12 protein-coding genes and 1 pseudogene are annotated in these 12385 nt (G+C 61.3%); 8 read left to right on the top strand and 5 right to left on the bottom strand.

Annotated features, from left to right (window positions below; all coding sequences use genetic code 11):
* Positions 1-44 precede the first annotated feature (44 nt).
* The 5 genes from BLW24_RS21960 to BLW24_RS21940 all read left to right on the top strand — a co-directional run bounded on the left by BLW24_RS21960 (position 45) and on the right by BLW24_RS21940 (position 5068).
* Positions 45-605: an esterase/lipase family protein gene (locus BLW24_RS21960; protein WP_244161234.1), complete on the top strand. Its 561-nt coding sequence runs from the start codon at positions 45-47 to the stop codon at positions 603-605.
* Between the two features lie 54 nt (positions 606-659).
* Positions 660-1640, top strand: coding sequence for an IS5 family transposase (locus tag BLW24_RS21955; protein ID WP_090378610.1), 981 nt, complete (start codon positions 660-662; stop codon positions 1638-1640).
* A 230-nt stretch (positions 1641-1870) separates the two neighbouring features.
* A complete protein-coding gene (locus BLW24_RS21950) occupies positions 1871-2167 on the top strand; it encodes a hypothetical protein (protein ID WP_244161233.1) in 297 nt (98 codons plus the stop codon).
* A gap of 48 nt (positions 2168-2215) precedes the next feature.
* Entirely contained in the window at positions 2216-3286 is a 1071-nt protein-coding gene (locus BLW24_RS21945; protein ID WP_090386911.1) for a lipase secretion chaperone, read from the top strand.
* Between the two features lie 3 nt (positions 3287-3289).
* A complete protein-coding gene (locus BLW24_RS21940) occupies positions 3290-5068 on the top strand; it encodes a hybrid sensor histidine kinase/response regulator (RefSeq protein ID WP_244161232.1) in 1779 nt (592 codons plus the stop codon).
* Here BLW24_RS21940 and BLW24_RS21935 read toward each other — a convergent pair.
* The 4 genes and pseudogenes from BLW24_RS21935 to BLW24_RS21920 all read right to left on the bottom strand — a co-directional run bounded on the left by BLW24_RS21935 (position 5037) and on the right by BLW24_RS21920 (position 8693).
* On the bottom strand, positions 5037-5654 hold the full coding sequence (locus tag BLW24_RS21935; protein ID WP_090386910.1) for a response regulator: 618 nt from the start codon (positions 5652-5654) through the stop codon (positions 5037-5039). The genes BLW24_RS21940 and BLW24_RS21935 overlap by 32 nt on opposite strands.
* Before the next feature lie 70 nt (positions 5655-5724).
* A pseudogene (locus BLW24_RS21930) lies at positions 5725-6962 on the bottom strand (OmpP1/FadL family transporter).
* Positions 6963-7122: 160 nt separating this feature from the next.
* Positions 7123-7602, bottom strand: a complete 480-nt coding sequence (locus tag BLW24_RS21925; protein WP_090386908.1) for a hypothetical protein — start codon at positions 7600-7602, stop codon at positions 7123-7125.
* Between the two features lie 236 nt (positions 7603-7838).
* Positions 7839-8693: a sulfurtransferase gene (locus tag BLW24_RS21920; RefSeq protein ID WP_090387839.1), complete on the bottom strand. Its 855-nt coding sequence runs from the start codon at positions 8691-8693 to the stop codon at positions 7839-7841.
* Between the two features lie 302 nt (positions 8694-8995).
* Here BLW24_RS21920 and BLW24_RS21915 point away from each other — a divergent pair, with 302 nt between their 5' ends.
* Complete coding sequence (locus BLW24_RS21915) at positions 8996-9679, top strand: spermidine synthase (protein WP_090386906.1); 684 nt, start codon at positions 8996-8998, stop codon at positions 9677-9679.
* 66 nt (positions 9680-9745) lie between these two features.
* On the opposite strand, the gene BLW24_RS21910 is transcribed toward BLW24_RS21915, so the two are convergent.
* Positions 9746-10807: an SMP-30/gluconolactonase/LRE family protein gene (locus BLW24_RS21910; protein ID WP_090386904.1), complete on the bottom strand. Its 1062-nt coding sequence runs from the start codon at positions 10805-10807 to the stop codon at positions 9746-9748.
* Positions 10808-10948: 141 nt separating this feature from the next.
* On the opposite strand from BLW24_RS21910, the gene rnd reads away from it, so the two are divergent.
* Both rnd and BLW24_RS21900 read left to right on the top strand, forming a co-directional pair.
* Complete coding sequence (gene rnd / locus BLW24_RS21905) at positions 10949-12082, top strand: ribonuclease D (protein WP_090386902.1); 1134 nt, start codon at positions 10949-10951, stop codon at positions 12080-12082.
* Positions 12079-12372: a YcgL domain-containing protein gene (locus BLW24_RS21900; RefSeq protein WP_090386900.1), complete on the top strand. Its 294-nt coding sequence runs from the start codon at positions 12079-12081 to the stop codon at positions 12370-12372. The genes rnd and BLW24_RS21900 overlap by 4 nt, the downstream gene beginning before the upstream one ends.
* Positions 12373-12385: the final 13 nt, after the last annotated feature.

Raw genomic sequence — 12385 nt, 5'->3', positions numbered from 1 at the left:
ACGCAGTTTCCCGGCGTGCCAACAAGAAAAATAAGGAGGCACCCATGCGTCGCGTTATTACTTCTGCTCTCGCTGTATGCGCCCTGGTGGGCGCGGTTGAGGCCCAGGCCAACTACACCAAGACCAAATACCCGATCGTACTGGTACACGGGGTGACCGGCTTCGATACCATCGGCGGTCTGATCAACTACTTCCACACCATCCCCTGGAACCTCGAGCGCGATGGCGCCAAGGTCTATGTCGCCAGTGTTTCGGCTCTGAATGACAGCGAGCAGCGCGGCGCCGCATTGGCTAAGCAGATTGTGCCGTGGGCCGGAGCCAATGGCGGCAAGGTCAACCTTATCGGCCATAGCCAGGGCTCGCCAACCTCGCGCGTCGCGGCCTCGCTGCGCCCGGATCTGGTGGCCTCGGTAACCTCGGTCAACGGGGTGAACAAAGGCTCGAAAGTCGCCGACGTACTGCGTGGCGTGATCCCGCCGAACAGCGCCATTGAAGGCGGTGCCAATGCCCTGGCCAATGCTCTGGGTGCGGTAATCAATCTGATGTCCGGCAGCAGCAACCCGCAGAGCGGCATCGATGCGCTGAAAACCTTAGGGAAACCCTGAAGAAGACTTCCTGAATTTGGCAAAATACCTGAACTCCACCCGCCGAGTTTTCCGATGAAGCAGATGACCTTCGCCGACGCCGAGTACGCCGGCAAGCGCAAGCAAACCCGCAAAGAGCTGTTCCTGATCGAGATGGATCAGGTTGTGCCGTGGAAGGGTTTGATTGCCTTGATCGAACCGCATTACCCCAAGGGTGAAGGCGGACGTCCAGCCTATCCGCTGATGGCGATGTTACGGGTTCATTTGATGCAGAACTGGTTCGGCTACAGCGACCCGGCGATGGAGGAGTCTCTGTACGAGACCACCATCCTGCGCCAGTTTGCGGGTCTGAGCCTGGAGCGCATTCCCGACGAAACCACCATCCTCAACTTCCGCCGATTGCTGGAGAAACACGAACTGGCTGCGGGCATCTTGGCCGTCATCAATGGCTATTTGGGTGACCGCGGTTTGTCATTGCGCCAAGGCACCATCGTCGATGCCACGCTGATCAATGCGCCGAGTTCGACCAAGAACAAGGACGGTAAGCGTGACCCGGAAATGCACCAGACCAAGAAGGGAAACCAGTATTACTTCGGCATGAAGGCGCACATCGGCGTCGATGACGAGTCGGGTTTAGTGCATAGCGTGGTCGGCACGGCAGCCAATGTTGCAGACGTTACTCAGGTCGACAAGCTGCTACACGGCAAAGAAAACATGGTGGGTGCCGACGCGGGTTACACCGGCGTAGAGAAGCGGCCAGAACATGAAGGCCGTGAAGTGATCTGGCAGATCGCAGCCCGCCGCAGTACGTACAACACGTTGAGTAAGCGCAGCGCGCTGTACAAAGCCAAGCGCAAGATCGAGAAGGCCAAGGCGCAAGTTCGCGCCAAGGTCGAGCACCCGTTCCGGGTGATCAAGCGTCAGTTCGGTTATGTGAAGACGCGTTTCCGTGGCCTGGCCAAAAACACCGCACAACTGGTAACGCTGTTCGCCCTGTCGAACCTGTGGATGGCCCGTCGACATTTGCTGACGAATGCAGGAGAGGTGCGCCTGTAATGTGGGAAATGACCGCTGCGAGGTGCTCGCGGCGGCCAGAAACACCGAAATGAGCGGATGACTTGATCGTTTTTGATCAGTTTTCCGCTTTCAAAATCAGCGGAGGCTGAAGTTGACCGGAAATACAGGGCTACTTCAGACCATCCCTAACTACTGCCGGTACGACTGCGCTGAACGGTCGCCATCCGTGGGGTGTAAACAGCAGCAGCTACTGCGCCAAATCCACCGAAGTGCACAACGTGCGTGGGCACAACATCCGTTACTTCTCCTGGACCGGTAATACCTCCTATACCAACGTGTTCGATGCGGTCGATCCGTTCCTGGCGATCACTGGTTTGGCATTCGGTAGCGAGAAGAACGATGGTCTGGTTGGCGTTTGCTCCACCTACCTGGGTCAGGTGATCGGTGATGGTTACAACATGAACCACGTGGATGCGATCAACCACCTGTTCGGCATTCGCGGTTGGACCGAGCCGGTCTCGCTGTATCGCCAGCATGCCAACCGCCTGAAAAACAAAGGCGTCTGACCGTCGCACCAGCGGGCTGCGCCATGCAGCCCGCATTCTGGAGGTCATATGGCCCTGTCGTTGCGCTCAACTGTTGCTCTTTTGCTACTGGCCGGCAGCGTTGCCGGCCTTACGCTTTACTGGCAGTGGCCTGCCACTGCTGTAGCCGTCGCGCCTGCTGCAGCGGTTACCGTCACGACTCCTCTTGCCGCCGCACCTAGCCCGCTGTTGCCAGTCGCCAAGCCAGATACCGCTGCGGCTAGCGCGCCGGCAAGCCTGCCGGGTTTGCAAGGCACCGACGTGGATGGCGAGCTGAAGGCGGATAGCGCCGGCAATCTGCAGCTGAATCTGGCGCTGCGCGATTATCTGGATTACTTCCTCAGCGCCGCCGATCAAGCCGGGCTGGAAACCGTGGTTGAAGTGATGTTGGCCGATGCGCGCGGACGTTTGCCAGAGCCTGCCCTGGGGCAGTTTATCGGCCTGCTCGGCGACTATATGGATTACAAGCGCGCCAGCCTGGCGCTGCTGCAGCAACCCTTGAGCAGTGCCCAGCAAAGCCCCCCCGATGGCCAGCTGGTTGCCTTGCAGCGAGCCTTCGAGCAGTTGGCGCAGCTACGCCGGGCACACTTCTCCAGTGCGGCGACCGAGGCCCTGTTCGGCGCCGAGGAAGCCTACGGCCGTTACACCCTGGACAACCTGGCGCTGATGGCTCGTGACGATCTGAGCGAGCACGGCAAAACCCTGGCGCAGGAGCGTTTACGTGCTCAACTCCCTGAAGCCATGCGTGCCAGTGAAGAGCGCCAGATCCAAGCGCAGGCCTTGCAGGCTCAGACTGACAAGCTTTGGCAGGAAGGCGCCAGCGAAGAGCAGGTGCGCCAGCTGCTTGCCTTGACCTATGATCCGCCCACGGTCGAACGTCTGCTCAGCGAGCAGCGCAACGAGCGCGCCTGGCAACAACGTTATGCCACCTACCAGCAGGAACTTGCCGCCTTGCAGGGCAATGGCCTCAGTGCGGCGGATCAGCAACAGGAGCAGCAGCGTTTGCGCCAGCGTCTATTCAGCGCCGAAGATCAGCACCGGGTGGAAACCTATGACGCCATTGCCGCCAAGCAGCAGGACAATCAACCGCCCGAGTTGTAGGCCGTGAGCCTGGAACGTCAGGAAGCGCTGCTATTGGCCCAGCAGCGCCGCGGTTATCGCCGACTGTGTTTTACCGGTGTGCTGGAAGACGAGTTTGTCGAACACCGGGTACAGCGTATCCGTCGCCGTCTGCTGCTGATCATCAGCACGGCAGTGATCTTTCAGCTGGTCTACGCCGCCCTCGATCTGTTGTTGCTGCCCCTCAATGCCAGCCTTGTGACCTTGCCAGTGCGACTATTGGGCATAGTCGGTGCGCTGCTGTCCTTCTTCTATTGCCGCCGGCCCCAGAGTCCGCCGCGCCGCGCGCTACTGGTCTATGTGGCTGCTTACGCCCTTAACGGCGTTTGCGTCGCCGTGATCATTCATCTGTGCTGGAGTCTGGGCGTGGCCATGCCCTATGACGGGCTGTTTCTGGTGCTGCTGTTTGGTTACGTGCTGCTCGGGGTATCGTTTCGAGCCGTCAGCCTGGCGTCCTGGGGCGTGTGCGGACTGTTCCTCTGGCTGGGGTTTTTCGCCACCGGCGGCAGTGTGGCGCTGGGTTATCAGGGCTTGTTTCTGTTCTGTGCCAACCTGATCGGCAGTGTCGGTGCCTACCTGCAGGAGCATGGCCAGCGCGGCGCCTGGCTCAACCTGCGTTTGCTCGATCTGGCGCGGCAGCGCGCCGAAGCCGACGATGCGCGCAAGCTGCGCCTGCTGGCAGCCGCCAGCCATGATCTGCGCCAACCGCTCAACGCCATGGGCCTGTATGCCCAGCACCTGCTGGAGCAGAACCAGGACCCCGGCGTGCACCGCATCAGCAGTCGTCTGGCGATTGCCGTGGAGCAGCTCAGCCGGCTGCTGCAGTCGCTGTTCGATTACACCCGCCTGACTCTGCCCGGTGGGGTGCAGGCCAAGCCGCAGGTATTTGCCTTGCGCCCCTTGCTGGCGCGCCTGAGCGGTGAAAGCCGCACCGAGGCCGACGCCCAGGGTGTCGAGTTGCAACTGCAATGCGCGGAACTCTGGGTACGCAGTGACCCGCTGCTGTTGGAGCGTGTGCTGCGCAACCTGCTGAGCAACGCGTTGCGTCACGCCCAGGCGCGGCAAGTCTGGCTGCATGCCCGCGTGGAGCAGGGCGTGGTGCAGCTGGAGGTCGGTGACGATGGACAGGGCTTGAGTGAAGCAGAGCAGAGTCAGGTATTCGAAGAATTTCGCCAGCTGGACAACCCTGGACGCAATGCCGAGCGTGGTCTGGGCCTGGGCCTGGCCATCGTTCAGCAATTGGCGCAGCTGCTCGGGCATCCGCTGCGGCTCGACTCCAGCCCAGGCGCGGGCGCACGCTTTATCCTGCAACTGCCGCAGGCTGAAGCCGGTGAGTGGCAAGCTCCCGCAGCCGTTGCCGCGGCATTGAATGGACGGGTGCTATTGCTGGAAGACGATGCTGCTGGTCGGGAGGCGCTGTCCGGTTTGCTGCAGCGTTGGGGGTGCGCAGTCTGGGCCTGCGCCGATCCAGCCGAGGCTTTGCAGTGTCTGCCCGAGGCGCAGCCGCAGGTGCTGATCAGCGACTATCGCCTGGCAGCCACCGAGGACGGTTTGCGTGTTATCGAACGCTTGCGTGAAGAGGCCGGACGCATGCTGCCAGCCTTACTGATTACCGCGGACGTCAGCGCCGACCTGCAGGAGCGCTGCACTCGCGCCCATGTCACCTTGCTCGGTAAACCGCTGTTGCCGGCCCGTTTGCGTCAGGCCTTGGCGGTGCTGTTACCGGCAGAGCTCAGAGCCAGCCCCGTTGCCGCGCCGCACTGACGCAGGCCGTGCGGGTATGTACGGAAAACTCCTGAAACAGTGATTTCAGATGGGTTTTCACCGTGTCCTCGGAAACGCCCAGCTGACGGCTGATGGACTTGTTCGGCAAGCCTTCGGCGAGCAGCTGGAGGATTTCCATCTGCCGGGGTGTGAGCTGTGGTTTGTCGCCCGCCTGCGGCACGGGCAGGGTTTCACCCAGCAGTACGCGGGTTACTGCCTGGCGCAGTTCATCGCTATTGGCGCTTTTCGGAATAAAGCCCAGCGCACCGGCTGTCAGTGCGGCCTGGGCGTCCAGATTGGAGTCACTGGCGCTCAGGATTGCCACCGGGGTCATGCGGCCTTGCTGTTGCCAGCGTTGCAGCAACTCCAGACCCGGCATATCGGGCAGGCGTAGGTCGAGCAGAATCAGGTCGAAGGTGGCGTGTTGCAGGCAGGCTTCGGCCGCAGCAGCGGATTCGGCGGTGTGAATCTGCAGGTCGGCGCAGAGCGGGGCGAGGGCCAGGCTGAGGCCATCGAGAAAGATCCGGTGGTCATCCACCAGCAACAGGCTGAGCTGTTCGGGCAAGGCAGTGCAGAGTGCAGTCATCAGGGCTGTCTCAGGCGGCATTATTGTTTTTGTGAGCGCCGCGCGAGTGTAACCCAAACCGCTGGTTGATTTAGAAGCGGTACGTCACTTGTGCGCCCAGGCCGTGAGCGGTGTTTTTATAGGTGGCGCTGTAGTCGTCCCGCTCGATGTGGGCGTCGTCTTCCATCAGGTAGGAGTAGGTCAGATCGATGGTCACATCCTCATTCGGGCTCCAGGCTGTGCCCAGGCTGAAGATTGTGCGGTCGCCGGTGGGGATGCGCGGCGAGCGGTCGATATTGTTGGTTGGCGACTGGTCGACGGCCAGGCCGGCGCGCAGGGTCCACTGCGAGTTCAGCTTGTAGGCGGCGCCCACAGCGTGAGCCCAGGTGTCATGCCAATTCTGCAGTTCGCTGATGCTGCTGAGGTTACCTGCCAACAAACCACCCACGCCTTTGTTGTCTGCGCGGATTTCTTGCAGACGGCTCCAGCGCGTCCAGGTGCTGCCAGCGTAGAGGGTCCAGTCGGCATCCAGCTCGTGGGTGACGGAAAAATCCACCGATTCCGGGGTGGTCAGCTCCAGCGAGGCATCATAGGTGCCGGCGGAAGAGCCAATGACGAAGCCAGGGCCGGACACTGTGGTGTCACCCTTCAGGCGGTAGTCCACCTTGGAATGGTAGGTCAGGCCGAAGCGCGTCTGCGGGGTGATTTCAAATAGCACGCCGACGTTGTAGCCCAGTGCCGTGTCATCGCCCTTGATTTCGACCTTGCCGTCACCCGCACCGGGAATCGGGTTGTTGATGGCTGACGTCAGCTCGCGTCGATACGGTTGATGGTTGGGCCGAAGCCGATCGACAGCTGCTCGTTGAAGCGATAGCTCAGAGTCGGCTGCAGAGTAATCACCCGTACTTCGCTGCGGTCGCCGTGATAGCGGCCCTGGAAGCTGCGCTCATAGTCGGTCACCAGGCCAAACGGTACGTACAGGCCCAGGCCGAAGCTCCAGTTGTCGTCCAGCGGTTTGACGTAATAGCCCATAGGCGCGCCGATAAACGGCACCATGTCGCCGTCATTGCTGCCGCTGGCAGAACCGCTGGCGTTGTCGATATCGGTTTTGGCGTGGATCAGGGCAATGCCGCCGCTGACCTGTTCACGTTTCAGGCGAGACATGCCAGCGGGGTTGCCGAATACAGTGCTGGCGTCATCGGCCGATGAGGAACGGCCGGCAAAGGCAGTGCCCATGTTGCTGACGCTTTGTTCGTTGATGGCAAAGCCATGGCTGGCGGCAGAAGCAAGGGCAAGGGACAGGCAGGTCTTGACGACTCTTCTAGTCACGGAGGACTCCTAGGTTTACGGGGGGCGGAAACTAGCAACTTTTCCTGACCCCTGCCAAGCCCGCGAAGTTCCGGAGATAGAGCGGTTTATGCCTTTAACGTGGTGCTATTTTCTGCTAGTAGCATTGATCTTGTCGGACAATGCGGGTCGTTCGCTCGTGTCAGGCCACCTGGCTGAGGCTGCCGATGCAGCGTTGCCAGGCGGCGAGAAAATCTTTGGTGCGCCCGTGCGGTTTGAATACCCGGCGCCAGACTTGCGCCATGCCTAGCAAATCATCGGCGGCCGGTAGTTCGCGGTGTTCGGTTTCAATCAGCATCCAGGCAATCGCCGTGGCGTAGCGCAGGTTGACGGTCAGTTCCAGGTGCGGCGCGGCAAGGAAGGCATGCTGGCTGGCGAGGCCGCGTACCTGGCTGGCGAGGTCTGGATCCAACGCCAGGTGCTGATCCCAGAGCTGCTGGTGGCGCAGTGCGGCGATGCGGTAGAGGCCGTGGCCGTGTTTGTCATCGAGAGCCGAGCCGAGCCCGGATTGGCTGGCCGCTGCGCCCAGCAACAGGGCTTCGGCGGCGTTGGAGTGACGCCCAAGGTAGAGCAGGGTAGGGCGGATGACGTACTGGCTTAACTCGCAGGCGGCAATTCCCATATAGCCCTCGGCGAAAGGTGACCGATGGGGCCGGGGCGCTGGCAGCTTCGACTTATTCTGATAAAGGCCCCACCGGGAGCGGGGTTAGCCGCTCATGTTGAAGTGTAGTGCGACCTTTCTACTGTAAAAGGCTGTTTTTAAATTGTTTTCGGCTTTCGGTTATTGCCTATATTCCAGTTGGTACTTAACCAAGGCTGGAGGGCAATATCCGCATGGCCAGCCTGTCCACGCACAAATCAGTCCCCCGTGGCCACTGGGCGAGCTGGGTCAGTGATCCATTCGCTCCAGGAGCCGGCATACAGTGGTGCCAGCGGATAGCCAGCCAGGCACAGGGCAAATAGGTTATGACAGGCCGTTACGCCTGAGCCGCAATAGGCCGCCAGGCCCGTAGCTGGGCGCTCACCGAGTTGCGCGGCAAAGCGCTGGCGCAGCTGCTCTGGGCTGAGAAAGTGGCCGTCGCTGTCGAGGTTGTCGGTGAACGCCGCACACTGCGCGCCTGGGATATGCCCGGCGACTGGATCGATGGGTTCGACTTCGCCCCTGAAACGCGGCAAGCCGCGGGCATCCAGCAGGGTTAGTTGGCTATCACCGAGGCGCTCTTGCAGCTGCGCGGCGCTGACCAGCAGGCTGGCGTCGGCGTTGCCGCTGAAAATGCCGGGTGTGGGCGTGGGCAGGTCCTGGGTCAAGGCTCCGCCGGCTTCGCGCCAGGCCTTGAGGCCGCCATCAAGCAGGTACACGCCTGCACTTTTACCCAGCCAGGCCAGCAGCCACCAGGCACGAGCGGCAAAGGCGCCGGGGCCGTCGTCGTACAGCACCACGTCACTGTGAGTGTGCAGGCCCCACTCACGCAGGCGATTTAGCAGTTGTGCGGGCTCTGGCAGGGGATGACGGCCGGTGACGCCTTTGTGGATCGGCCCGGACAGGTCGCGCTCCAGATCGGCAAACTGCGCCCCGGGGATATGCCCGTCGGCGTAGCTGCGCTGCCCGTAGGTCAGATCGTCGAGGGCAAAGCGGCAATCGAGAATCAGCAGGTCGGGTTCGACAAGGCGCTGCTGCAGTTGCGCAGCAGTGATCAGTTGGGCGAGGGGCATACAGTCATCCTGTGGGTAAATAAGAATCTGCTCACGATCTGCTGCGCGTCGGCCCTGCTGCGTTAAAAACATGCTCGGAATGCTCATGTACAAAAGTACACTCCGCTTCCTCGCCTGTTTTTGCCTTGCATGACTCTAGCTCGCGAGATACTGAACAGATTCTAGGGCAGCCGGCATCATAAACCCTGCTATTGAGCTGTCGCAGCCTGGTTCTGGAAGATTTCTGCCCGCTGGGCGCTGCATCTTTGTCGGTTTATGGGCATGCTGCATCCCCGTTTTAGCTGACCCAGGTTGCGCACGCCATGAAGCGTTTTGTACTGCTCGATACCGCCCCGATTCCCGATGGCTCGGGCGCTTTGTGCCTGTTCGAGTACGGCGAGGACTTCGTCATCAAGATCGCCGGTGGCGATGGCGGTCAGTTGATGAATACGCGCATGCACGGCTCCGAAGATGCGCTGGCGGCGATTCCCTGCAAGAAGGTTGCGGGTCGCCCCGACTCACGGGTGCTGATTGGCGGCCTGGGCATGGGCTTTACCCTTGCTGCCGCCTTGCAGAATCTGGGCAAGACTGCCGAAGTGGAAGTCGCCGAGCTGGTGCCAGGGGTGGTGGAGTGGAACCGTGGCCCGCTGGGGGCCAAGGCCGGTTACCCCATCCTTGATCCGCGTACCCGCGTGATTCAGGACGACGTGGCCAACTGCCTGAAAAACGCCGAGCAGCGTTATGACGCGATCATGCTGGATGTCGACAACGGCCCCGAAGGCCTGACCCAGAAACGCAACAGCTGGCTGTATTCCGCCCAGGGCCTGCAACGCTGTTACCAGGCATTGCGCAACAAGGGGGTACTGGCGGTGTGGTCGGCCAGCGCTGACCGGGTATTCAGCGACAAGGTGCGCAAGGCCGGCTTTAAGGTAGAAGAAGTACAGGTCTACGCCCATGGCAACAAGGGCACCCGGCATACCATCTGGATCGCCGAAAAGATCAAATAGGCAAATCCCGAACATTAAAAAGCCCGCGCAGCTAAGCAGCTGCGCGGGCTTTTTTGTATGGTTGGCTTAGCGAATCTTTAGCTTTCCAATCCGATCATTATCCAGGCTGCCGAAGTATAGGTAGTCGCCCACCGGCTTGACTGAAGTGATCATGCGCAGGTGGGTGCCGCTGGTGTCGTGCAGGCTCTGGGTGATTTCGCCTTGTTCATTGAGGGCGATGGCAAAGCCGTAAGGCACGGCCTTGGGCCAGAAGGCGCGGGGCAGTTTGGCCAGCTGTGATTTCGCCCAGGGCGAGCGGTGCAGCATGTCGGCGTCGGCCTTGCGCGGGGTTGGCAGAGCCACCCAGAAGGTCCCGTTGCGGTCGCCCTGCAGGTTGTCCGGCAGGCCCGGTAGGTTGTCGATAAAGATGTCGTGGGTGCCTGCCTTGTCGCCGCTCAGCCAGTAACGGGTGATGCGGTAACGGTAGGTTTCGTTGACCAGCACGAAGTCCTCATTGGCCGACAGCGCCACACCGTTGGCGAAGTACAGGTCCTTGAGCAGCACCTTGGTTTCGCCGTTGGTCGGGTTGTAGCTGAGCAGGCGGCCCCAGGGGCGAGCTTCGAGCAGGTCGAGCAGGTAGTCAGGTTGTTCGAAGCGCTGGCTGGCATCGCTGAAGTAGATGGTGCCGTCGCGGGCGATATCCAGATCGTCGGTGAACTTGAACGGCACGCCTTCGGCTTCAGTGGTCAGTACCTTGATCTGGCCCTGGGCATCGATGCTGAGCAAGCCCTTGTAGGCGTCGGCGACGATCAGGTTGCCGGCGGCGTCAAAGTCCATGCCCAGCGGGCGGCCCTGGGTGTCGACGAAGGTTTCTACACTGCCATCAGCCTTGATGCGCACGATGCGGCCGTCATGCAGGCCGCTGTACACCTGCCCCTGGGCATCCACCGCCGTGTCTTCCGGGCCATGCACCTGGCCACGGCCGAGCAGTTCGGCCTTCATCAAGGTATCGTTGGGTTCCAGTACGCCGGTCATCGGCGGGATGGCCGGGGCTTCCCAGGCCAGTGGATCAATCGGGCTGGGCGTGATGGCGAGGTAGATCGCCGCCGCAGCAATCAAGGCCACAAGCAGGCCAAGCAGTTTCTTCATTGTTGTTATTCCCTGTGCTGAAGGTGGTTCTGGATGCAAGCGGGCGCAGAATAGCGCGTCTGCAGCCCGTCGAGCATTGTCAATGCCCGGCTATTGGGTGTGGCGATATATACTGCGCGGCATTCTTGATGGGAGAGCCGCGTGGCGATTGATATTCAGTGGATTGGTGATGACGCCAGCCTGGCGCAGCATTGTGCAACCTGGCGCAGCTTGACGTTTGTCGCGGTGGATACCGAGTTTATGCGGGTCGACACCTTTTATCCGATTGCCGGCCTGCTGCAGGTCAGCGAGGGCGAGCGAGCGTACCTGATCGATCCGCTGCTGATCAGCGACTGGACGCCCTTTGCCGGGCTGCTGCAAGACCCTGCAGTGGTCAAGGTGCTGCACGCCTGCAGCGAGGACCTGGAAGTCTTTCTGCGCCTGACCGGCAGCCTGCCTACGCCGCTGTTCGACACCCAACTGGCCGCCGGTTATCTCAACCTGGGTTTCTCCATGGGTTACTCGCGCCTGGTGCAGGCGGTGCTGAATATCGAACTGCCCAAGGGCGAGACCCGCTCCGACTGGCTGCAGCGACCGTTGTCGGCCACTCAGGTCAGCTATGCCGCCGAAGACGTGCTGCACCTGGCTGAGGTGTATGCGCAGCTCAAGGCGCAGCTGTCAGCCGAGAAGTACGCCTGGGTGCTGGAAGACGGCGCCGAGCTGGTCGGCAATCTCAAACGCGAAGTCGATCCCGAACTGGCCTACCGCGAAGCCAAGCTGGCCTGGAAACTCTCCCGGCAACAGCTGGCGGTGTTGAAAACGCTGTGCACCTGGCGTGAAGAGCAGGCGCGTAAACGCAATCAGCCACGCAACCGGATTATCCGCGAGCATTCGTTGTGGCCACTGGCGCGCACCCAGCCGGATAACCTGGTGGCGCTGGCGCGGATCGAGGATATGCACCCGAAAACCGTGCGTCAGGACGGCGAATTTATTCTGCAACTGATCAAGCAGGCGGCTGCCACTCCGCCTGAGCATTGGCCTGAAGCGCTGCCGGAGCCTTTGCCGCTGGAAGTAGGGTCACTGCTGAAAAATCTGCGTGCCATTGGCCTGCGAGAGGGTGAACGCCTGAACATCGCCCCTGAGCTGATGCTGCGCAAGAAAACCCTCGAAGCCCTGCTGAAAACCGGCTATCCCAATGGGCCGTACCAGCTGCCGGAGTCGCTGCGCGGCTGGCGGCGTGAATTGATGGGCCAGGCGCTGTTGAATTGCCTGGCTGCAACCGGAGAGTCCGCGTGAAACGTATCTGCTCAATCTACAAAAGCCCGCGCAAGAACGAGATGTACCTCTACGTACTGCGCAGCGATGGCCTCAAGCGTGTGCCAGAAGCGCTGTTGAGCGCCTTCGGCCCCCCGGCTCTGGCCTTCGAATTGATCCTCACCCCCGAGCGCCAACTGGCCCGCGAGGACATCCACAAGGTGCTGGCCAACCTCGACGAGCAGGGTTACCACCTGCAAATGCCGCCACCGGAAGATGAGTACATCGAGCACCTGCCCGATGAACTGCTGCGCCGTAACGATCCGGTCTGATGACCCCTCCAGC

It is taken from the genome of Pseudomonas anguilliseptica (assembly GCF_900105355.1).
In the GTDB taxonomy this organism is placed as follows: domain Bacteria; phylum Pseudomonadota; class Gammaproteobacteria; order Pseudomonadales; family Pseudomonadaceae; genus Aquipseudomonas; species Aquipseudomonas anguilliseptica.
This window is presented reverse-complemented; position numbering and strand designations above follow the sequence as displayed.

Bases quoted from the DNA above. Each gene is read 5' to 3' on its own strand.
- BLW24_RS21955 (WP_090378610.1), top strand. From the start codon at position 660: ATGAAGCAGATGACCTTCGCCGACGCCGAGTACGCCGGCAAGCGCAAG.
- BLW24_RS21945 (WP_090386911.1), top strand. From the start codon at position 2,216: ATGGCCCTGTCGTTGCGCTCAACTGTTGCTCTTTTGCTACTGGCCGGC.
- BLW24_RS21925 (WP_090386908.1), bottom strand. From the start codon at position 7,602: ATGGGAATTGCCGCCTGCGAGTTAAGCCAGTACGTCATCCGCCCTACC.
- BLW24_RS21960 (WP_244161234.1), top strand. From the start codon at position 45: ATGCGTCGCGTTATTACTTCTGCTCTCGCTGTATGCGCCCTGGTGGGC.
- BLW24_RS21915 (WP_090386906.1), top strand. From the start codon at position 8,996: ATGAAGCGTTTTGTACTGCTCGATACCGCCCCGATTCCCGATGGCTCG.
- BLW24_RS21920 (WP_090387839.1), bottom strand. From the start codon at position 8,693: ATGCCCCTCGCCCAACTGATCACTGCTGCGCAACTGCAGCAGCGCCTT.
- BLW24_RS21910 (WP_090386904.1), bottom strand. From the start codon at position 10,807: ATGAAGAAACTGCTTGGCCTGCTTGTGGCCTTGATTGCTGCGGCGGCG.
- BLW24_RS21935 (WP_090386910.1), bottom strand. From the start codon at position 5,654: ATGACTGCACTCTGCACTGCCTTGCCCGAACAGCTCAGCCTGTTGCTG.